The organism is Providencia sneebia DSM 19967, assembly GCF_000314895.2.
Classification (GTDB): Bacteria; Pseudomonadota; Gammaproteobacteria; order Enterobacterales; family Enterobacteriaceae; genus Providencia; species Providencia sneebia.
Genome location: NZ_CM001773.1, coordinates 334750 through 356600, shown reverse-complemented (window position 1 = coordinate 356600; position 21851 = coordinate 334750). Strand labels below are relative to the sequence as shown.

Annotated in this window: 22 protein-coding genes and 1 pseudogene; 10 read left to right on the top strand and 13 right to left on the bottom strand. The window is 39.8% G+C overall.

Annotated elements, in window-relative coordinates; all coding sequences use genetic code 11:
* Positions 1-10: 10 nt before the first annotated feature.
* On the bottom strand, positions 11-496 hold the full coding sequence (coaD, locus tag OO7_RS01310) for a pantetheine-phosphate adenylyltransferase (RefSeq protein ID WP_008914155.1): 486 nt from the start codon (positions 494-496) through the stop codon (positions 11-13).
* 261 nt (positions 497-757) lie between these two features.
* Here coaD and waaA point away from each other — a divergent pair, with 261 nt between their 5' ends.
* Both waaA and OO7_RS01300 read left to right on the top strand, forming a co-directional pair.
* Complete coding sequence (gene waaA, locus OO7_RS01305) at positions 758-2035, top strand: lipid IV(A) 3-deoxy-D-manno-octulosonic acid transferase (RefSeq protein ID WP_008914154.1); 1278 nt, start codon at positions 758-760, stop codon at positions 2033-2035.
* A gap of 454 nt (positions 2036-2489) precedes the next feature.
* Positions 2490-3950 (top strand): ArnT family glycosyltransferase, encoded by a 1461-nt coding sequence (locus tag OO7_RS01300; protein WP_008914153.1) that lies wholly within the window; start codon positions 2490-2492, stop codon positions 3948-3950.
* A 99-nt stretch (positions 3951-4049) separates the two neighbouring features.
* On the opposite strand, the gene rfaC is transcribed toward OO7_RS01300, so the two are convergent.
* The 3 genes from rfaC to rfaD are packed head-to-tail and all read right to left on the bottom strand — an operon-like array spanning position 4050 to position 7025.
* A complete protein-coding gene (gene rfaC / locus OO7_RS01295; RefSeq protein ID WP_008914152.1) occupies positions 4050-5030 on the bottom strand; it encodes a lipopolysaccharide heptosyltransferase RfaC in 981 nt (326 codons plus the stop codon).
* Positions 5030-6076 carry an ADP-heptose--LPS heptosyltransferase RfaF gene (gene rfaF, locus OO7_RS01290; protein ID WP_043892622.1) on the bottom strand — a complete coding sequence of 349 codons (1047 nt, stop codon included), beginning with the start codon at positions 6074-6076 and terminating at the stop codon, positions 5030-5032. Before rfaF ends, rfaC begins: the two co-directional genes overlap by 1 nt.
* A gap of 10 nt (positions 6077-6086) precedes the next feature.
* Positions 6087-7025: an ADP-glyceromanno-heptose 6-epimerase gene (rfaD, locus tag OO7_RS01285; protein WP_008914150.1), complete on the bottom strand. Its 939-nt coding sequence runs from the start codon at positions 7023-7025 to the stop codon at positions 6087-6089.
* Between the two features lie 441 nt (positions 7026-7466).
* Here rfaD and OO7_RS01280 point away from each other — a divergent pair, with 441 nt between their 5' ends.
* On the top strand, positions 7467-8429 hold the full coding sequence (locus OO7_RS01280; RefSeq protein WP_008914149.1) for a glycosyltransferase family 9 protein: 963 nt from the start codon (positions 7467-7469) through the stop codon (positions 8427-8429).
* A 29-nt stretch (positions 8430-8458) separates the two neighbouring features.
* Here OO7_RS01280 and OO7_RS01275 read toward each other — a convergent pair whose 3' ends face one another.
* Together OO7_RS01275 and envC are read right to left on the bottom strand one after the other, a co-directional pair.
* On the bottom strand, positions 8459-9505 hold the full coding sequence (locus tag OO7_RS01275; RefSeq protein ID WP_008914148.1) for a divergent polysaccharide deacetylase family protein: 1047 nt from the start codon (positions 9503-9505) through the stop codon (positions 8459-8461).
* 74 nt (positions 9506-9579) lie between these two features.
* Entirely contained in the window at positions 9580-10872 is a 1293-nt protein-coding gene (gene envC / locus OO7_RS01270) for a murein hydrolase activator EnvC (protein ID WP_008914147.1), read from the bottom strand.
* A gap of 458 nt (positions 10873-11330) precedes the next feature.
* Between envC and OO7_RS01265 the strand changes: the two genes are divergently transcribed.
* The 4 genes from OO7_RS01265 to cysE all read left to right on the top strand — a co-directional run bounded on the left by OO7_RS01265 (position 11331) and on the right by cysE (position 14426).
* The gene (locus tag OO7_RS01265) at positions 11331-11768 is read left to right on the top strand and encodes a rhodanese-like domain-containing protein (RefSeq protein ID WP_043892621.1); all 438 of its coding nucleotides are present in this window, start codon (positions 11331-11333) and stop codon (positions 11766-11768) included.
* Between the two features lie 304 nt (positions 11769-12072).
* A complete protein-coding gene (gene secB / locus OO7_RS01260; RefSeq protein ID WP_008914145.1) occupies positions 12073-12552 on the top strand; it encodes a protein-export chaperone SecB in 480 nt (159 codons plus the stop codon).
* Positions 12552-13580, top strand: coding sequence for an NAD(P)H-dependent glycerol-3-phosphate dehydrogenase (gene gpsA, locus OO7_RS01255; protein ID WP_008914144.1), 1029 nt, complete (start codon positions 12552-12554; stop codon positions 13578-13580). The genes secB and gpsA overlap by 1 nt, the downstream gene beginning before the upstream one ends.
* Positions 13581-13604: 24 nt before the next feature.
* Positions 13605-14426, top strand: coding sequence for a serine O-acetyltransferase (gene cysE, locus OO7_RS01250; protein WP_008914143.1), 822 nt, complete (start codon positions 13605-13607; stop codon positions 14424-14426).
* 10 nt (positions 14427-14436) lie between these two features.
* On the opposite strand, the gene OO7_RS01245 is transcribed toward cysE, so the two are convergent.
* The 3 genes from OO7_RS01245 to trmL form a co-directional block, all read right to left on the bottom strand.
* Complete coding sequence (locus OO7_RS01245; RefSeq protein ID WP_008914142.1) at positions 14437-14697, bottom strand: Txe/YoeB family addiction module toxin; 261 nt, start codon at positions 14695-14697, stop codon at positions 14437-14439.
* Positions 14690-14944 (bottom strand): type II toxin-antitoxin system Phd/YefM family antitoxin, encoded by a 255-nt coding sequence (locus tag OO7_RS01240; protein ID WP_008914141.1) that lies wholly within the window; start codon positions 14942-14944, stop codon positions 14690-14692. Before OO7_RS01240 ends, OO7_RS01245 begins: the two co-directional genes overlap by 8 nt.
* Before the next feature lie 105 nt (positions 14945-15049).
* On the bottom strand, positions 15050-15553 hold the full coding sequence (trmL, locus tag OO7_RS01235; protein WP_008914140.1) for a tRNA (uridine(34)/cytosine(34)/5-carboxymethylaminomethyluridine(34)-2'-O)-methyltransferase TrmL: 504 nt from the start codon (positions 15551-15553) through the stop codon (positions 15050-15052).
* 173 nt (positions 15554-15726) lie between these two features.
* On the opposite strand from trmL, the gene tnpA reads away from it, so the two are divergent.
* The 3 genes and pseudogenes from tnpA (at position 15727) to tnpC (ending at position 17971) form a co-directional block, all read left to right on the top strand.
* A complete protein-coding gene (tnpA, locus tag OO7_RS17400; RefSeq protein ID WP_008914069.1) occupies positions 15727-16023 on the top strand; it encodes an IS66 family insertion sequence element accessory protein TnpA in 297 nt (98 codons plus the stop codon).
* A complete protein-coding gene (gene tnpB / locus OO7_RS17395; RefSeq protein ID WP_008914070.1) occupies positions 16020-16364 on the top strand; it encodes an IS66 family insertion sequence element accessory protein TnpB in 345 nt (114 codons plus the stop codon). Before tnpA ends, tnpB begins: the two co-directional genes overlap by 4 nt.
* A gap of 84 nt (positions 16365-16448) precedes the next feature.
* A pseudogene (gene tnpC / locus OO7_RS01220) lies at positions 16449-17971 on the top strand (IS66 family transposase).
* 110 nt (positions 17972-18081) lie between these two features.
* On the opposite strand, the gene OO7_RS17045 reads toward tnpC, so the two are convergent.
* The 4 genes from OO7_RS17045 to OO7_RS01205 are packed head-to-tail and all read right to left on the bottom strand — an operon-like array spanning position 18082 to position 21773.
* Complete coding sequence (locus OO7_RS17045) at positions 18082-18300, bottom strand: hypothetical protein (RefSeq protein WP_008914138.1); 219 nt, start codon at positions 18298-18300, stop codon at positions 18082-18084.
* Positions 18300-20159, bottom strand: a complete 1860-nt coding sequence (locus OO7_RS01215) for a GNVR domain-containing protein (RefSeq protein ID WP_008914137.1) — start codon at positions 20157-20159, stop codon at positions 18300-18302. Before OO7_RS01215 ends, OO7_RS17045 begins: the two co-directional genes overlap by 1 nt.
* A gap of 34 nt (positions 20160-20193) precedes the next feature.
* A complete protein-coding gene (locus tag OO7_RS01210; protein ID WP_008914136.1) occupies positions 20194-20622 on the bottom strand; it encodes an arsenate reductase/protein-tyrosine-phosphatase family protein in 429 nt (142 codons plus the stop codon).
* Between the two features lie 5 nt (positions 20623-20627).
* Complete coding sequence (locus OO7_RS01205; RefSeq protein ID WP_008914135.1) at positions 20628-21773, bottom strand: polysaccharide export protein; 1146 nt, start codon at positions 21771-21773, stop codon at positions 20628-20630.
* Between the last annotated feature and the right edge of the window lie 78 nt (positions 21774-21851).

Sequence of the window (21851 nt, the reverse complement as noted above, 5' to 3'; positions counted from 1 at the left end):
AGAACACCGCTTATATTTTATTGAGTTTTTTGAGCATTGCTTGTTCGACGGCTGCGGGTAAAAAGGCAGAAACATCACCATCATGCAGTGCGACATCTTTTATTAAAGAAGAAGATACAAAAGAGAGACTTTGTGACGGTAATAAAAATACCGTTTCAAGTTCAGGCACAAAATGGCGATTCATATTTGCTAATTGCCATTCATATTCGAAGTCGCCGACAGAACGAACACCGCGAATTAAAATATTTGCCCCGTGTTTTTTAGCAAAATTTGCCATAAGCTCAGAAAACCCGATAACTTCTACATTGCCTAAATGTTGCGTCACTTCTTGCGCAAGTTTGATGCGCTCATTAAGGGTGAACATTGGATTTTTGCGCTGGCTGCTCGCAATCGCGAGTAAAACATGATCAAACATTGCTGAGGCGCGAGAAACAATATCAATGTGACCTAAAGTTATCGGATCAAAAGTGCCAGGGTAAATTGCTTTATGTGTCATAGCGGGATGTCTCATGTTATTAAGGGCTGCGCCTAAAAATACAAATTGTGTGAAAATTAACCGATACGTATTAGTGCGTTGATAATCGTTTTAGCTAAGTATCATTAAAACGGATCAACATTAGCGACTATTAAATGTTGTTGCAACAAGGGTATGACTTGTTTAATGAAGAGCGCAATGATTTTTAGGCATATATTCTGCACACTTTCATTCTAGGATTATGGTAAGATAGCGCCAATTTTGGTAAGTGAATCAGATCGAATGTTATTGCGTTTATATCAGGTACTTCTTTATCTTATCCAGCCACTCATATGGGTTCGCTTATTGCTGCGTAGCCGTAAAGCGCCAGCATATCGCAAACGCTGGGGTGAACGTTATGGTTTTTGTGCCGGTAAAGTTGCCCCAGGTGGCATTTTACTTCATTCGGTTTCTGTCGGTGAAACGCTTGCCGCGGTTCCTCTTGTACGCGCATTGCGCCACCATTATCCATCATTGCCAATTACAGTGACGACAATGACGCCGACTGGGTCTGAGCGTGTAGTTTCTGCGTTTGGTGATGATGTGTATCATGTCTACCTTCCTTATGATCTCCCTGGCTCAATGCGCCGTTTCCTTAAACAAGTTGATCCTAAACTGGTTATTATTATGGAAACAGAGTTGTGGCCAAATATGATTAACCAGCTTCATCGCCGTAAAATCCCATTGGTCATTGCTAATGCGCGTTTATCGGAGCGCTCTGCTGCTGGTTACCAGAAGTTAGGGAATTTTGTAAAACGTATGCTGCGTAATGTCACTATGGTAGCGTCTCAGCATCAAGAAGATGGAGAGCGGTTTATTCAGCTAGGATTAAGACGTGTTCAGTTGAATGTGACTGGCAGTTTGAAATTTGATATTTCAGTTACACCGGAACTGGCTGTGCGTGCAGTTACCTTGCGACGCCAATGGGCTGCACATCGCCCTGTGTGGATTGCAACTAGCACGCATGAAGGTGAAGAAGCGATTGTTTTAGATGCGCATCAGCAGTTATTGAAACGCTTTCCTGATCTGCTATTGATTTTAGTGCCTCGTCATCCTGAGCGTTTTGCTAAAGCAGAAGAACTCACACAAAAAGCGGGCTTAAAGTTTATTCGTCGAAGCGAAGGCGTTATGCCTACCTCGGATACACAGGTTGTTATCGGTGATACCATGGGAGAACTGATGTTGCTCTATGGAATTGCGGATTTAGCTTTTGTTGGTGGGAGTCTTGTTGAAACTGGCGGTCATAATCCACTGGAAGCTGCGGCACACGCTTTACCGGTTTTGATGGGGCCTCATACTTTTAATTTCAAAGATATATGCGGGAAATTGACTCAGGCGGATGGTTTAATAACTGTTTTTGATAGTGAATCAACGGTGAAAGCTGTTACGAGTTTACTTTCTGATGAAGATTACCGTTTATATTATGGGCGTCACGCAGCTGAAGTTTTGCATGAAAACCAAGGCGCATTACAACGTTTACTGAAACTTTTGCAACCTTATTTACCGCCAAGAGAGCAATAATTGTAAATAAGATAAATTTATTCTTTTACTCAAGCACTGGTATCAGGGGCAAAAAAAATCAGTAACAGTTATCTTTTTGTTTTGGTTTTTTCTGGACTCATTTCACCAGATGCCTTAAGCAAGATGATTTTTGATTAAAACGGTTGATTGAGATAAAAATGATTATCAAATATGGATGTGTTTGATAATCAGCCATAAAAATAAGACTAAAGAACAATATTATTTATTCTAGTGAATTGATTTATAACTATATTAGATATGATGAATATCTTCTTGGTATATGAAACTTGAATGAAATGACAATAAGCGTTAATTATTGTCTAACTTCCTTATTATTCATTATAAACTATAGTAGAATCCCCGATTTAATTTTCATTCACTCTATTGAGCTTAAATATAACTTCTCTTGCTTAGTAGGTTATGGGTTTTATTTACTTAATTATTTTAAAACAGCATGCCAGCAATTCATCAAGTAGTATCAAAAAAATATCTTTATTTATGGGTCATTAGTTACGCCATTTTATGGACTTTAGCCGGTTTTTATTTAGATCCTACCGTTCCTTATGATGCTGTTGAGGCAGTTAATTGGGGAATGAATGGTGAATGGGGATCACCAAAGAACCCATGGTTTGTGGGAGCGTTGATGTGGCCCGCTATTCATTTGGGTATTTCTTACAGTTTTTATTGGTATTTTATTCACTTTGTCGGCATTGGCTTTGGATTGGTTGGTGTTTGGAATTTAGCCTTTTATTTAACCAAGCGTTATGATTTAGCTTGGTTTGCAATGCTGATGCTGAATTTATCTGGTGTGATTAATTTTGATATCATTCCATATAATGATAATTATATTTTAGTGACTTTTTGGTCATGGATAATCTATTTTTTCCTACGCGCTGCGTATGGTAATCCAGCATGGTGGCTATTATTTGCTTTATGTTCTGGGCTAGCCACTATGGGTAAATATTCAACACTTTCGCTTGTTGGCTCGGTATTTTTGCTCACACTATTTATTAAACAAGTCCGTCAAAGTTATCGCCATCCTGTTTTTTATATTGCGATTGCACTTTGGTTTGCCATTGTTTTACCGAACTTTTTCTGGTTGATGGAAAGTGATTTTTCCGCATTTAAATGGGTTGATTCGCAAATAGACCCTGGTTTTAATTTGCATACGACTGAAGCGGCTTTAAGTGTTTTTTATCCACTCATTATAGCGGCAATTATCTTATATAGTTGCGGAGGAAAATTAGGTTGGCCGACAGCTCTCGCCAATCGTATGGCCAATTTTGTGGTGTTATTTCCACTGATTGTCATTTATGTCTGGTTCTCTTTCCATGATGGCGGGCGCATTACTGAATGGCTACAACCTTTTATGGCGGTGTGTGCACCTATATTTATTGGTTCCATTACGGTAATGCCGAAAAAATCACTGAAAAAGCCATTAATTGGTTTAGCTATTTTTGGTGGTGTTATTTTGCTGGGCTATTGCATTGTACAAGCGGCAAATATTCGCGGTGCGGGGCAAAAGTTTATTGGCGTAAAAACCTTGATTGCTGAAGGTGAGCAGCGTTGGCATCAGCGCTATGGTGTTCCTCTTAAATATGTTGGTGGAGAAGATAACTTGCATCAATGGTTTATCATTTATGCTCAAGATAGACCTCATGTAATCCAACCATGGACATTGGAGCATCATATGCCACCAAATATTTATAACCGTGATATTACAGAGGAAGAGATCCGCCAGCATGGTGCAATATTACTTGGCCAAAAATATGATGATTGCAATCATGAAAATTTTGATAAGGTACGTAAATATTGGCCGCAGTTTACGATTGAAAAAGAAGATGTGATTTATCGCTCAGAGCCTGATGCAACGCCAAAAACAATGTGTTTTGGTTTTATCGCACCTGAGAAATAATCGACTTTTTAGCAAAAGGCGGCTGTTTATTAGCCGCCTCATGTCTCTAGCTGAAAACCAATAAATGGGTTTTCCTCATTTACTCTTTAATAATTCACCCTACTGATTACCCAACACAATCTTTTTGTCAGCTAATTGCTCAAAGACCGCTGTTGGTGTAATAGATTCCATTGAATTATTTATGGATTTTATTTCATGTTGCCTTTGGCCATATCCACCAATTAATCCAGGATCAGTTGGGCCAAACAACGTAAAATTGGTTTTATCTAATGCCGCCGTTAAATGACTAAGCCCGGTATCTACAGAAACTACAGCCTGCGCATTGGCAATTTGTTCGGCAACTTGGGCAAGTGTTAATTTAGGAAGCACTTCAACAAAATCAAAACATTCGGCAAGTCGTAAAGCTCGCTGATGTTCATGCTCAGTTCCCCAAGGCAGTTTAATTCTCAACCCCGTAGGTGCCATCAGTGCTATTAACTTACGCCAATGATTTTCAGGCCAATGTTTATCATCACGCGTTGTTGAATGCAAAAAAATTAAATACGGTGCTTGTTGCTCAGGCGTTGAACATAAAAAGTGTTGGGCAATGCCATAATCGCCTTTCTGTGTTGGGCATTTATAATGCAAGCTATCCGCAAATAGTTGGCGAATACGCTCAACAGCGTGTTGCTGTTTGCTGACTCGGTAACGATGATCATAAAATAAACTCGCAAGAGGTTCTCGAATACTATGGCGATCATAGCCATGCTTCGCGCCATGAGCGAGTCTAGTGACTAAAAAAGCACTTTTTAGTAACCCTTGTGCATCAATAATTGCATCATAGTGTGTTGCTTGTAGTTGTGCGCGAAAAGCTGCACGTTCGGCTCTGATCGGCGCACTAAACCAATTTTTTCGCCAACGTCTAATCGCAACGGGAATAACGTGATTGACTGCGTTATGCCATGTTGGGATCTGTGCAAAATTTTCTTCAACTACCCAATCAAATTGAATATCCGGTAAAGCGTGTTTGGCATCAGTTAAGGCTGGCAATGAATGGAGAACATCTCCCATTGATGATGTTTTCACTAATAATACACGCATTAATCAGCACCTATCTGTAAGCGATCTAATGCTTCAATGACTAATTGAGGCTGAATATCAATTAAACTTTGGTGATAACCACTTTCGCCATCCCCTTGACGAACTTTATGGTAGCCGCTAATTAGCCTAATCACTTCCGCTTTATTGGATAAAGGTGGCGTGAAATCAGGGCTACTTGGGCCATAAAGGGCAACCAATGGTTTATCCAGTGCGGCAGCAACATGCATTAATCCAGAGTCATTACTGACAATTGCTTGGCAATAGCCAATCAAATTAACGGCTTGTTCTAAAGAGGTTTTGCCTGCAAGGTTGATGCAATGTGAACGGATATTCTCCGGTAAGTTTTGGCGGATATTCTCGCTTGTTTCATCATCTTTTTGTGAGCCAAACAATAAAATTTGATAGCCTTTTTCATTAATTAGCTGCTCAGCGAGTGCGGCATAGTGATAATGAGGCCAACGTTTTGCTGGGCCAAATTCTGCACCGGGACAAAAGCCGATGGTTGGGCGGGTGTCATCAATATCAAATGCGTTGAGCGCATCATAAATATCTTGTTGATGAATAACTAATTTGGGCCATAAAATCGGTGATGGAATATCTGCTGCGCTATGAATGTTTTGTTTATCATAAGCAAGGGCAACATAGCGTTGAACCATCAGTGGGAAAGCGGTTTTATCTAAAGTGCGAATATCATTAAGCAGCCCGTAGCGCATCTCGCCACGCCAGCCCGTTCTCTTTTTAATATTGGCAAAAAAAGGCACTAATGCGGATTTGAACGAATTAGGAAGAACAATCGCCTGATCGTAGTTTTCTTTGCGTAAACTGATACCTAGCTGACGTCGTTCCCCAATTTGCAGCGCACCATGCCCAAGTGGCATTGGGATCGCCTTATTGACCTCTGGCATTTTCGCTAAAAGTGGACGGCACCATTGTGGCGCCATCACATCAATTTGAGCTTGAGGATATTGTGCCTTTAATGTGCGATAAAGGCTCTGTGACATCATCATATCCCCTACCCAAGAGGGGCCGATCACCAATATTTTCATAAAATTTGTATTAATCTTCTTTATTGAGCCATTGCATATACTCAGTAACTCCTTCCGCAACAGTTTTAAATGGTGCGGTATAACCAGCTTCTCTTAGTTTGGTTAGGTCTGCTTGAGTAAAGCTTTGGTAGCGGCCTTTCAATTTTTCCGGGAATGGAATGTATTCAACTGAAACATTTTTATCCTGATGGAATTGGATCACTGCATCTGCGACAGCTTGGAATGATTCCGCATTGCCAGTACCGCAGTTAAAGATCCCCGAAATATTATTTTGCCAGAACCATAAGTTAACGGCCGCAACATCACCCACATAAATAAAGTCGCGACGGAAGTCTTCACTTCCTTCAAATAACTTCGGATTATTACCATCATTAATTTGGTTATTGAGGTGAAAGGCGACGCTTGCCATGCTGCCTTTATGATTTTCTCGCGGACCGTAAACATTGAAGTAACGAAAACCACAGACTTGAGATTCAGCTTCAGGCAAAATACTGCGCACATATTGGTCGAACTGAAATTTAGAATAACCATAAACGTTTAATGGTTTTTCAAATTCACGTGCTTCAATGAAGTTATCACTGCGGCCGCCATAGGTTGCAGCGGAAGAAGCATAAAGGAATGGAATACCACGTTCTAAACAAAAATGTAGTAACTCTTTTGAATATTGATAGTTGTTATCCATCATATACTTACCATCCCACTCAGTTGTGGAGGAGCAGGCACCTTCATGGAACACAGCATCAATATCGCCAAAATCATCACCAGCAATGATGCTAACAATGAATTCTTCTTTATCAATGTAGTCAGCAATATCGAGGTCAGCAAGGTTGGCAAACTTAGTACCATCTTTTAGATTATCTACAACCAGAATATCTGTACGACCTGCGTCATTCAGTGCTTTTACTATGTTGCTGCCAATAAAACCAGCGCCGCCAGTGACAATAATCATCGGGCATACCTCAATGAGTTAAGAACAAAAAGAATACGAATTAGGATTTATAATAGCATTTCTACGCACTGACGACAGCATGAGAGATCGACAAACAAATAGTTGCTAGATGATAGGTGTTATACTTCTCTCGTTGAGAGAGTCATATTAATTGTATATCAAGAAAGTCGGCTTGACCTTACTGTTGTTTGAGAGTTAAATGCTGGAAAAACTTGATAAGTGCTTTATTTTTCAATGGATATAGACATTATATAATAAATTGCGCGAATGATTTTACAAGGTAAATAAATGGGAATTCTTGCAACGCTAAGGCATTTTAATAGAAGCAAAAATAGATACTTAAGAAGAGTAAAATCAAAAATAAAGCTTCTTTATTTTAAGGCATTTTTTCGCAAAAAAAGTGAACTCAAGCCTGACGAAATTAAGAGCGTTTGTCTATTAATGCATAAACAAGCCATTGGTGATTCGATTGTCACCTCAGGTTTTATCAAAAGATTAAAAGATAAAGGCATGCAAGTTTATGTTATTGCACCAGAACGACTAGAACCGATATTTAAGGACATTATTGAGGTCGATAAATTCTTTAGTTATCACAATAAGAAAAATGGCGCGATGCATCGCGAGTTAAAAAAATTAAAACTAGATTTAGTCATTGATTTTTTTGATATTGATACAACTAGCATGCACCGATTAAGAACATTATTTTTGATCAAACCAAAACATGCGATAGGATTCAATCAATTAGAGATATCAAATTTTGATACGAATATTATTGATACTCGAGATGTTCATGTTACTCAGCGGATGATTAAAGTATTGGATTTACTTCAAATCGATAGCAGCCATTATACTGCAAATTTAAATTTGGATGAAAATCAATATCCCGAGCCTTATAAATTAGCGGCTACACTCAAGCAGAAATACACAAATATTGTAATCTTTAATCCATTTGGTTCACAGAAAAATCGCATATTATCGCAACAACAAATTAATACAGTATTGGAACACCTAAATTCAATCCCCGGTTTTTATACTATTGTTTTTAATATGGGGAAAAAGATAGATTGCCAGCATTTAGAAAATGTTACGCTATCGCCATTTAAAGATGCTGCAAATTCATTTGCGCTTGTTTGTTCCGCCGATATTGTCATTACTGTGGATACTGCGATTGTACATCTCGCAACCTTATATAATGTAAGGCAATATTGTATCTACAATAATAGACGGCATATTAAAAAATATGACAACAATATCATGTGGGGGCCAAATAGCGATAAGGCAGTGCAGCTATTTACCACTGAATTTCTTGGTACAGAAGGGGGCGATGATATGGATAAATTTGATGTTTCATTGCTACTAGATGCTATTGATAATGACATAAAAGCAGGGATTATTACGCTTTAAGATAATGAAGTGACATAATCCCTATTTGCTTATTCATCAGAAAAAAGCGGTTTTTTCTTAGGTTGCTGCTTTAAATAAGGCTGTATTTGTGGGTCTTGATATAATGCTTCAACAACAAACATTAATAGATGGATCCCTTCTAACTTAGGTGCGGAAGATTGTTCTGGTAATGTAAATTCACATGTCCCAATTTCAAATGTTTGTGGTTGTTTCTCTTTTGTTGCTGGGGTTACAGGAATAATCTCTGATTTTTTTTCTACTGTAGTAGAAGATTCTGGTGTAGAAGGCGATTCCGGCTGCATTTTTAATGAGTTTTGTTCTTTTGATGTTTGACCTTTAACTGACACACTTGGACTCAGCAGGGAGCTGACTGCCACTAATTCAATATCATTGGGTAGCTGAGGCAAGTATTTTTGCAATGCTCGGACTGTCGAGGGATGCGGATGACCAATGGCAATCGCATAACCATGTTTTCGAGCATAATTTACGGCTTTATTGAGTTGAGCGCGAGTTTCTTCTTCGGATTGGTGATTATCAAGAAAAATATGGCGGCGAACAATTGGTACGCCAAATTCATTAGCTGCTTTGCCTGCTTGAGTATTTCCAATCGTTACGCTATCTAAAAAGAAAAAATTAGACTGAGAGAGTGAGCTCATCACATGGCGCATACCCGCTAGGTTGGATGTCATATCACTTCCCATATGATTATTCATCCCTACAGCATAAGGCACTTGGTTAATTGCTCGTTTGATTATTCTGTCGACTTCTTCCGCACTCATTGATGGCGCTAGCGTATTTTTTTCTAACGGCTGTTTGCTCAATGGTTTCATCGGCATGTGGATTAAAATTTCCCTACCTTGCTGATGTGCTTTGTTCGCCACTAATTGACCATGAGGTGAATCGGGTAGAATTGCAATGGTGACTGGCGTGGGAAGTGCCAGAATTTGGTTATCTTCCTTTGTCCGATAACCAAAGTCATCAATTACAATCGCTAATTTTGCTGCACTGGCCTGAATACTACCCATGATCAGTAAAGATAAACCAATGAGCACCTTTGAAGGCCTGTGTTTTAACATAATATTTTTCCTATTAATCAAGGTAAAGAACACAATGCCTGTTTATTCATCGAGAGGTTGGCAAAATCGTTGAATTATTTACCTAACCATGGGCGCGGATTGACTGTTTTACCTTGTCTGCGAATTTCAAAATACAAAGCAGGACGTTCTTGGCCGCCACTGCTACCCACCAAAGCAATTGGTTGCCCTGCGCGAACTTCTTGCCCAACATTCACCAATGCACTCTGGTTATAGCCATATAAGCTCATATCACCTTTACCGTGTTCAACAACGACAACGAGCCCATAACCTTGTAACCAGTCTGCTAACAATACGCGACCATCGGCAATAGCTTTAACTTGAGTGCCTTCATTCGCACCAATAACCATTCCTTTCCAGCGCAATTCACCTGAAATAGCCTCGCCATAATTATGAATAGTTTGTCCGCGAACCGGCCATAAGGCTTGACCTGCTGGGCGACCTAGTCCACCAGTTCGTGACATAAGTGAGCGTTCACTTTCTGATGGCTTATACGTTGAGCCCGTTTGTTTGGCTTTGCGTTCTTTGGCTGCAACTTCCGCCCGAATACGCGCTGCTTCACGCGCTTCACGTTCAGCACGCGCTTTAGCTTCTCGTTCAGCTCGTACAATTTTATCTCTTAACCTTGCTTCGTTTTGTTTTAAGAGCGCAAGATTCTTTTGATCTTCTTTCAATGTGCTTTCAAGAGCAGTAAGTGTTTGCTTACGTGCAACCTGAGCATTATCTAACTTACGTTTTTCTTGTTGCTGGTGAGCTAGAGCCGTTTTTTGCTCTTTTTGTTTTGTTTGTTCTAATTTTCTTTGTTGATGTAATTCTTGGGTTGTCTCTTCTAACTCTTTGATTGTTTTCTCGCGAGCTTGGTTCAAGTAGCTATAATAGGCAAGAATGCGTTCTTCACGTTGGCCTTCCTCACCTTTTAAAAATAATGAAAGTCCTTGATGTTTTCCAAGCCTAAACGCCGAATCCAGTTGTTCAGAAAGTAATTTTTCATGAGCCACTTTTTGTTTTTGTAATTGGCTAATGTTGCTGTTTAATGACGCAATCTCTTTATCAAGCTGCTTGAGTTGTGTTTCTGTTTCATGCAGCTCACGGCTTGCAGCAGAAATACTTTTTTCTTGTTGCTGAAGTTGGTTGAGAAGGTGACTTCTTTTAGCTTGCTGCGCTTTGACACTTTTCTCTTTTTCCGCAATGTTTTGCAGTAAATTGTTTAGCTGATCTTTATTTTCAGTGATTTGATTTGCCGCCATGCTGGGTGCAGGCGAAAGAGACATGAGTCCAAAAGCAAATAGCGCTGAGGCAATAGCCTGACGAACCAAGGTTATTTTCATCGGGTTATGTTTATTGGCCATTCTGATAGAGAACCTCAATTAAATGCTAAATGCGTTAATGGATTATTTCACTTGAAAAGCACGGTGACTAGTGATCTATTCTGAATATCGCTGAAAATGATAATAAGTGAGGAAGCCTCCAAGTGGAATGCCCTATATTCATCATCGTTTTGGCTGCCTCAATTCTTGAGAACACCCTAGCATGTGGTTTGTATGATTGAGAATATAGACAGTAGAAATTATCCTTACTCAGTTTATCAGTTTTATCAATTGTATAGCGTATTGCACGACTTTGTATCATTAAATCAAATATTATTTGATACGAAGAATGTTATTCTTCAGGAAAAGAAGCACTTTTGCGTACGGTTTCGCAAAAAAATCGGTGTAGTTTGCGCGAATTGGCTGTAATTAGCTCAACACACAGGTATACTTTGGAACCTTTGATATTCGTTTTTAACTAACGGGAGTGATTGCCCCTCATGATGCAAGAAATCATGCAATTTGTAAGCCGGAATATGTTGCTGAGTCTGGTTTGGATAGTGCTATTAGTCGCAGTGGTCGTAATGACCTTTAAAGGTATGTTCTCTAAATCAAAAGTGATCACTCGCGCGCAGGCGATTACTCTGATTAATAAAGAAGAGGCTGTCATTGTGGATTTGCGTTCTCGTGACGATTTCCGCAAAGGACACATTATCGATTCAGTCAACTTAACGCCATCTGAAATTAAAGACAATAATTTGGGTGAGTTAGAAAAATATAAACAAAAACCCGTTATTGTGGTTTCGGCAAATGGTATGGAAGCGGGTAAGCCGGCTGAACATTTGGCACAACACGGTTTTGAAAAAGTCTTTATCCTAAAAGAAGGGATTGCAGGCTGGTCAGGTGAAAATCTACCACTGGCACGTGGTAAGAAATAGCTTGTTTGAGGTCTAAAGTAGAGTTTGTCTCTATTATTTGAGTTATTTCCCAATATCACTTTTTGTAAGAGTGATCTAAAGTGGCTCAATCAGATTACGCGGCGGTATTTCTATCGCTTGACATTACAACGCTAGCGGGTATTCCCAAAATAGACTAAGTTATAGGTAGGCATAGGTAAAAATTTCTAACAGGTTGTTGAAGTTTATGTAAGGATTCATAGGCTTGGGTTAGCTAAGTTACCTGCCTATCATTTGGTATGTGATGGGAGTACATGTTTAAAATTCATATGGAAGTTAATATATTATGTCAGAACAAAACAACTCAGAAATGGTATTTCAAATCCAACGTATTTATACAAAAGACGTTTCGTTTGAAGCACCTAATGCGCCACATGTTTTCCAACATGAGTGGCAGCCTGAAATCAAGTTAGACTTGGATACTTCTTCAACTCAATTGACTGAAGGCGTGTATGAAGTTGTTTTACGTGTAACAACCACGGCGAAATTGGGTGAAGAAACTGCATTTTTGTGTGAAGTTCAGCAAGCAGGTGTTTTTTCAATTGAAGGTATCGAAGGCACCCAAATGGCACATTGCTTAGGTGCATACTGCCCGAACATTCTGTTCCCTTATGCGCGTGAAGCAATCACTAGCATGGTGGGTCGCGGTACTTTCCCTCAGCTGAACCTTGCTCCAGTTAATTTTGATGCTCTGTTCATGAATTATTTGCAGCAACAACAGCAAGGTGAACAAGCGCAAGACGGCGAAGCTAAACAGGACGCTTAATGAATACTGCTTCAATGACAGTAATTGGTGCCGGATCTTACGGCACCGCTTTAGCCATTACGTTAGCGCGTAATGGTCATCAGGTGGTATTGTGGGGGCATGATCCCGCGCATATCCACAAATTAGAACAAGAACGTAGCAATCAGGCTTTCTTACCTGGCGTTTCTTTTCCTGATAGTTTATGTCTCGAAACGGATCTTGAACGTGCCGTAAAAGCGAGTCTGAATATCTTGATTGTTGTACCGAGTCATGTATTTGGTGACGTACTCAAACAAATCCAACCTTATCTTAAAGCGGGTTCCCGTATTATATGGGCAACAAAAGGCTTAGAAAGAGATACAGGTCGCTTGTTACAAGATGTTGCACGTGAAGTATTAGGCAATGAAATTCCTCTTGCTGTATTGTCTGGTCCAACGTTTGCAAAAGAGCTTGCGGCTGGATTACCTACTGCAATTGCAGTTGCCGCGACAGACAACCAATTTGCTGAGGAGTTGCAGCAACTCTTCCATTGTGGCAAAAGTTTTCGCGTTTACAAAAACCCTGACATGGTTGGCGTACAACTTGGTGGTGCAGTTAAAAACGTGATTGCAATTGGTGCTGGGATTTCTGATGGAATGGGGTTTGGTGCAAATGCGCGCACCGCGTTAATTACGCGCGGGCTTGCTGAAATGAGTCGCTTAGGTACTGCTTTAGGTGCTGACCCTTCCACCTTTATGGGAATGGCAGGATTAGGGGATTTAGTGCTGACATGTACTGATAACCAATCACGTAATCGCCGTTTCGGCATGATGCTTGGCAAAGGCGTTAGTGTGACTGATGCTGAGCGAGAAATTGGCCAAGTGGTTGAAGGTTATAGAAATACTAAAGAAGTCAAAGCACTTGCAGAGCGTGCGGGTATTGAAATGCCGATTACTGAGCAGATTTATCAAATCCTCTATTGCAAGAAAAATGTATTAGAGGCGGCACAATCTTTATTAGGTCGTGCAACAAAAGATGAAATTGCAGATTTAGCTACGTCACAAGACTAAAATCAAATAAGAAAGTGAGTCATTATGTCGCATGAAGAATTGGAGAAGATCTGGGGGTTCATTAAGGATGAAGCAAAATCACTTGCAGACTGTGAACCACTACTCGCCAGTTTTTTTAATGCGACATTGCTCAAGCATGATAATTTGGGTAGCGCACTGAGTTATATGTTGGCGAATAAACTGAGTTCTCCAATTATGCCAGCAATGGAAGTGCGCGAAATTGTTGAAGAAGCTTATCGTAATGATTCACAAATGATTGTTTCGGCAGCCATGGATTTATCTGCTGTGCGTTTACGTGACCCCGCAGTTGATAAATACTCAACACCTCTTTTGTACCTAAAAGGCTTTCATGCTTTGCAAGCGCATCGCATTGGGCACTGGCTTTGGAAAGAAGGGCGGCAAGCGTTAGCTATCTTCTTACAAAACCAAGTTTCAGTTTCGTTTGGCGTCGATATTCATCCCGCTGCCCGTATTGGCTGTGGCATTATGCTCGATCATGCGACTGGCATTGTGATTGGTGAAACCGCCGTCGTGGAAAATGATGTTTCTATTTTGCAATCTGTCACATTGGGTGGTACTGGAAAAACTTGTGGTGACCGCCATCCTAAAGTGCGTGAAGGTGTGATGATTGGGGCGGGTGCAAAAATTCTTGGAAATATTGAAATTGGCCGAGGGGCAAAAATTGGTGCGGGATCTGTGGTTTTGCATGCCGTTCCTCCTCACACAACAGTTGCCGGCGTTCCTGCCCGCATTGTTGGTAAGCCAAACAGTGAAAAGCCATCACTAGAGATGGATCAAAACTTTAATGGTTTGATTTATGGCTTTGAAGATGGTGATGGAATTTAAGCACCATCAATCAGTAATGATAGCGGCACGAAATAATCGTTAAAGCATTATCCTCTACGGCATAGACTAATCGGTTTGTTTCATCAATTCGGCGAGACCAAAGGCCAGATAAATTCTCTTTTAGCGGTTCGGGTTTGCCAATACCGCTAAAAGGTGTTCGTTTGGTTTCGTTGATTAATTTATTAATACGTTTTAATGTTTTTTTATCTTGCGCTTGCCAATAAAGATAATCATCCCAAGCATCATCAGTCCATGCTAATAATCTACTCATCAACTAACTCTTTTTTTAACGTTTTAGCCGATTTAAATTGAGCAATAGATCTGTTTAAATGCTCCGCATTAGCAGGGGAACGCAATAAATAAATAGTTTCCATTAAACTATTGTAATAATCTAATGACATAACTATTGCATCTTCAGAATCACGACGAGTAATGATTGTTGTATCCGCATCGTTTACAACCCGATCTAAAACTGTTTTTAGATTATTTCTTGCATCGCTAAAGGAAATAATTTTCATCTTGATAAACTCCTTAATTGTACTTGTTATTGTACAAGTCTAGCAGGTGGCGATAAGATGTTCAATATTCCATTAGATTAACTCGATTAATGGTGCTAAAAAATATTAATCTTTAAGCAAAGCACCTGCATATCCCAATTGTCTCCAAGCTTCAAATACCACAACAGCCACCGAGTTTGATAAATTCATACTGCGGCTATCGGCTAACATTGGAATGCGAATTTTTTGTTCTATTGGCATATTATCAAGTACATAGGGTGGAAGCCCACGAGTTTCAGGTCCAAACATTAAATAATCATTTTGTTGAAAGCTGACATTGCTGTGACTTGGTTTACCCTTTGTCGTCAAAGCAAATATTCGAGCGCCAGTAGCAGATTGGTGATTATCAGGACTCAATCCTTCACTTTCCAGAAAAGCATAATAATCATGATGATGTTTGATATCGGCAAATTCGCTGTAATCTAAGCCAGCACGGCGTAGGCGTTTATCATCCCAAGTGAAGCCAAGCGGATGAATGAGGTGCAGGCTAAAACCAGTATTGGCACAAAGGCGAATAATGTTTCCCGTATTAGGCGGTATTTCAGGTTCGAATAATACAATATGTGGCATAACAAGTGGCTATTGATTTGTCATAGTTGAATAAACAAGAATAGACGGATTCTACGCGCAAACAAAGCAAGATGCATGCAGTTGTTTGCATTAATCCTACGTAAGCGGTTAATGAACCACACATACTAAACAAACTCGTCATTTGCCATAGTAGCTTTTTCATTGGAGGGACTATGGAACAACAAAGTAAACGAGAATACTGGGCTGCAATTCTAGAGCAGCAACGACAAAGTAATTTAGGCATTAAGCAGTTTTGCTCGGAGCAAAACATAAGCTATCAGACTTTTCACTATTGGTCGAAAAAGCTCACGCAATCCGAGCCTGAAACCAGGGTTCAACCTATCGTGGTGACAGAGCCTACCGTGAGCACAAGTTGTGTTGTGTTAATTCTCAATAATGGCATTCGAGCAGAACTGCCGGCAACGCTTAGCTCGCAACAAATTAAGACTTGGTTTGAAGCGCTACAATGATACCAACAGGTAAGGTTTTCCTCATCTCTGGAGTCACGGACATGCGTAAGTCCATTAATGGACTATCGTTGATTGTCGCGGAGACTCTTGAGATGGATCCGTTTAGTGAGTCTTGGTTCATTTTCTGCAATCGTACCCGAGATAAATTGAAAATCTTGTTTTGGGATACTAATGGCTTCTGGCTGTACTATCGTCGCTTAGAAAAAGGGACCTTCAAGTGGCCAAGACCCAGTGAGGACGGAGCCATTCATATTACTAAGCAACAACTGGGTTGGCTTCTTTCGGGGTTAACGCTCGAACATGCCAAAGCTCATCGTCCACTTCATAATCTAGAAGTGTGACCGCTGATACTGATCGTCACGTTGGGCTTGAACGATCCTTTTTTGCTGTCATACTTAAGTCATTGAGATGACCAGAGCCCAGACATGACCGACCTCCCTGATGATATCGACCAGCTAAAAGCTATGCTGCTTGAGCTTCACCAACAGAACGAAGCAAAAGATAAACTCCTTGCGGCAAAGCAAGAGGAGGTTGCCGAGCTCAAAACCAAAATTGAGTTGTTGATTGAACAGCTCAATTTAAGTAAGTCAAAGCGCTTCTCATCACAAAGTGAAAAAATACCCAAAGGTACGTTTAACGAAGCGGAGCAACAAAAGAGTACGGCTAAATCCGACGACGACAAGAAAAAAACAGGCCGTAAGCCTTTTCCAAAAGAGCTCGAGCGTGAAGTTCATAAACATGAACTCAATGCCCCTTATTGCGACTGCTGCGACGAGCCTTTACATCAATGTGGTGTTGAAACTTCTGAAGAGCTGAAAATCATCCCACAGAAGGTTAGTGTTATACGTCACGAGCGAACCAAGTACGCTTGCCGGCAGTGTGAAAAAACACAGACTGAAACAAAGATTATCACAGCCCCAAAACCCGCAAGTATGATCCCTAAAAGCCTAGGGAGTGCAGATGCATTCGCCGCTGTAGTCACAGCAAAATACGTTGATGCTCTGCCACTCTATCGCCAAGTGGATATTCTCAATCGCTCTGGTATAGATATTAGCCGCGCTACACTGGCCAACTGGTGCGTTCAGTTAGGAAGCAAAGTGCAAGTCATTATTGATGCAATGAAAAGTGAGTTATTGAAAGAAAAGCTCATCTGCGCGGACGAAACCACTGTTCAAGTATTACGTGAAGAAGATAAGAAAGCACAATCTAAGTCATATATGTGGGTCTATCGTAGCGGTGAGTTCGTCAATAACCCAGTGGTTATCTACGACTATCAAGCCAGCCGCAGAGCAGAGTGCGTACAAGACTTTTTAGGTGGTTACTCTGGTTACTTGCTATCGGATGGCTACAGTGCATACGACAAACTTGAGGACGTGACTCAAGCTGCTTGCATGGCGCATGTACGCAGAAAGTTTACTGATGCTCAAAAAGCTTCACCATCAAAAAAAGCGGGCAAGCCAGAAAAAGCACTGAACTTTATTAGCAAACTATACGGTCTTGAAAAAAAGCCAAAGGGCTTGACGCAAAATCTCGACACCAACTACGACAAGAAGAAGCCAAACCTATTTTAGATGAGTTCAAGCAATGGCTTGACAGTCAAAACGTTCTCCCTAAAGGATTACTTGGCAAAGCCATCACTTATACGCAAAACCAGTGGCCTAAGCTGCTTACCTACCTTGAAGACGGCGATATAAGTATCGACAACAATGTGACCGAACGAGATATAAGGCCGTTCACGACAGGTCGCAAAAATTGGATGTTCTCAACTTCGGTAGGCGGAGCAAAGGCGAGTGCAAACTTGTATAGCCTCGTGATGACTTGCCGCGCTAATGACATGAACCCTTATTATTACTTCCAACACCTGTTTACCGAGTTACCAAAACGAAGTCCGAAAGATGATGTGTCGGATCTCATGCCATGGAACGTAGAAATCAGTGAGGTTGAGTAAAGCTTTACTGGTTCATTAAGCGCTTACAATCCTACAGAAACAAAAAAGCGGACTCAAAATGAAGTCCGCTTTAGGTTTATTATTTAGATTAGTAGTTATTTTTTATCAGATCAGTATTCATAAACATAGTTATAGTCGTCAGACCTTGCATCAATACCGTTTAAGATAACACCTGTAATTTCAATATCATTTTGCTTGAATCGCTTTAAGGACAACTCTATGTCTTTAACGGTATTGACACCATAGAAGGCAATTAATAGTGATGTACCGACATATTTACCAATGATTGCTGAGTCAGTAATAGCCAGTATTGGAGCAGTATCAATCACTACAAGGTCATATTGTCCTTGACAGTCTCAAGTAAATTTTTAAATCGTTCGCCCATTAATAATTCAGATGAGTGGGTGACATTTTTACCGCGGCAAATAATATCTAAGTTTTCAATCACGTTTTGATGAATAACGGGTTGGGTAGTATCTGATTGAGATAAATACTCAGACAGCCCTTGTTTATTACTCAAGCTAAAGGCCTTGTGGATACGGCCTTTACGTAAGTCAGTATCAATTAGAAGTACTTTTTTGCCTGCATTAGCAAGTACAACAGCCATATTTGAAGTCACAAAACTTTTACCTACACCTGGTGAAGCACTCGTCACCATGACAAGGTTATTCCCTTGGTTCATCACCGAGAAATAAACACTTGTGCGTAATGAACGAATAGCTTCTACTGCGGTATCTGCTGGATTTTCAAGGGATAGCGGGCGAATATTACCCTCAGCAATCAGCTTTTTCTCATGAGCTGAAAACGGGATCGTAGCGTAAACATTGACACCCAATGCATCAATATCTTCTGTGCCCTTAATTTTATTATTGAAGAATTCACGTGCAATAACATAGGCACAGCCAATAATAAATCCGAGAATAGCCGCTAGAACTAATATTAATGCTTTTTTCGGCGCAACAGCCGTTGGCTGAGATTCTGCTGAGTCAATAATACGTACATCCGCAGTAATACCAGAATTGAGTACGCTTAATTCTTGTTGCTTAGCGACTAGCTGATTATAAATGGCTTGTTCAGATTCCACATCACGCGTTAAACGAACAATTTGTTGTTGGGTATTTGGTAATTTTTGAATATTTTTACTGATTTTCTCTTTTTCACGTAACAATTGTTGCCGCTTATCTAATAATGATTGATATGCAGGATGGTTACGGGTATAGAGTTGTTGAATTTCAACCTCTTTAAACGTCAGTTCATTCAACTTTTCTTCAACTTGTAAAGCACTATCAAGTGCGGCTTTAGCTTCCAATGACAGGTCAATAGACTCATTTTTCTTACGGAAGGCATTTAACTGATTTTCATAGTTATCCAACTTAATTTTTATTTTTGGTAAATATTCATCCAAAAAGAGTAAGGTATTATTGGTCACTTCTTTTTTACGTTCAGTATTTTGGTCTACATAGTTTTGGATAATGTTGTTAAGGATTTTGACATTTTCTGCTTTATCAGGACCTTTGATATCCATACTGATAATGCCTGTACCTTTACCCACTTCCGCAATAGTTAAAGTTTTACGTAAATTTTCAATTGTTAAATAACGTGAGTTTTTTGTAAGGGTGAATTCTTGACCAGCTTCTGCATTGATTGAAGTGACCAATAAGCTGATTTCGTCTTGCTTTAATAACTCACCGACTTTGCCTTCAACAGTTTGCTCCGCAATACTGAGTGAATATTTATCCTCACCTAAATAAGTAAAGGTAGCTGACTCGCCAATTAATTGCTCAGGTACAAAATAGAGAGAAATAGCAACAGAAGATTTATCACTCCAGAATTTATCGAAAAAGCCTGCTGGTGCAATTTGGGTATCCAAATTAAGGTCTGTTACTGTTTTCCCTAGTACCATACGAGATTTAATCACTTCAATCTCTGAATCGACTTGGCTGTTACTGTTTGATAGCGGCATCATGTCACTCATCTGATCTAACAGAGAGACTTGACTTGCTTTATCATATTGCAGAGTAGCGTTAGCTTGATAAATGGGCGTCGCTAAATAACTATAAATCGCGGCTAAGATAATAAAAATAAGTGTAAAAACCCCAATCTTGATATAGTTGGTTTTTAATACCTTGAATAATGCCAGCAGGTCGATTTCATCTGTGGCTGCAGGGCTATTTTTTGTTGTATTCATAATAAGTTAAATGTTAATTCATCCAAAATTAAGATTAAATTTTCCCTTGCCACTGTATGACGGCTTTTTCCATCAACTGATAAACATGCTCAAACATTTCATCGCTGCGTTTATGGGGATCTGGAATTTCTATTTTATTGAGCCATTGGCCAAATAGCATCACTTTTCCGCGAGTTTCGGGAAATTGTTGATGAACCTTATCAATGTGATCGTTTTCCATCACCAGAATTAAATCTGCTTCCTGACATAACTCTTTGGTTAAACGACGTGATTGATGGTTATCTAAAGATAAATTATGGTTTTGGGCAATACGAATAGCACTTTCATAGGCGGGCATTTTTTCTTTAGCGATAATGCCCGCAGAATGAACCTTTTTATTGGTAAAATGTGCTTGTAATAAACGTTCCCCTGTAGGAGAGCGACAAATATTACCCATACAGACAACAAGAATATTGTTAAACATAATAATTACCAATCATGAATGCGTTTAGTTGCTTCAGTTAACTGATTATAGGTAGCGATAGTTGGTAAAAGCTGAGTGATTAAACGGTTCCAACGAACTATTGGTGCAGCAGTTACATAAACCAGATCATAAGGTTTTAGCTTGAATTCTGTACCCATCACCATGGATGTTGCATCCGATAAGTCAAGCTGATAAACCGCCGCCATTTTTTTCGGTAGTAGAGCATCAAGTTCTTTATCACCCGATGATTGGTTTTTTAGTGGGCGGATAACAAATATACCTGTTGCATTAGCAGTATTTTGATCTGTACCACCTGCTTTACTTAAGGCTTCAGTAATGCTCATACCAGCACGATCAATTGTGAGGGTATTTGGCTGACCAACTTCACCCATAACAAACACTTTTTGGCTATCATTACGAGGTACATACAGCACATCACCGGGTAACATAAGATAATTTTGAGTTAAATCACCATATTGAACAAGTGATTGTAAGGAAACTTTAATTTCTTTACCATTTCTCGTTAATACCACGTTATCCCAATCTGCTTTTTCGGTCAGTCCACCCGCAGTATTAAACGCTTCTAGAATTGTCAGTGGGACGTTAGTAATAGGTAATGTGCCTGGTTTGGCAACCTCACCTGATACATACATTTTCTGTGAGCGGAAAGCTGCAATGCTGACATCAATTTGAGGTGACTCAATATAAGTAGCCAGTTTATTACTTATAAGATTTCTGATTTCCGTTACAGTTTTACCAATAACTTTTACTTTTCCAATATAAGGGTAATAAATTGTACCATCGGAATGTACCCAGTTACCGGAATCTGCCGCACTGCGATATGAGCCCGCAGGAATAGTGAGTTCAGGGTGATCCCATACTGTTATAGTTAGTACATCACCGACACCCACACGGTATTCATAGGTTGACAGTTGTTTTTCAAGAATTGGATTGGGTTTAGCAATATCGTGTGGCGTATATAACTCATCTAATAATTTAGGTGAAATGGGATAGATATCGACAAATTTAGAGATATCACGATCACCCGTATCAACGACATTTTTGCCACTGGTGGACATATAAACACCGGGAGTGACGGTACAGCCAGTTAATGCAGTGAGCATTAGTGCAGCAATAGAAAGGCGTTTCATAAACTAGCTATTCCTTTAGTAAGAATATTCAGGTAGAAGTATAAATAATGTCGATATAATATACATTGCTTTCAATAA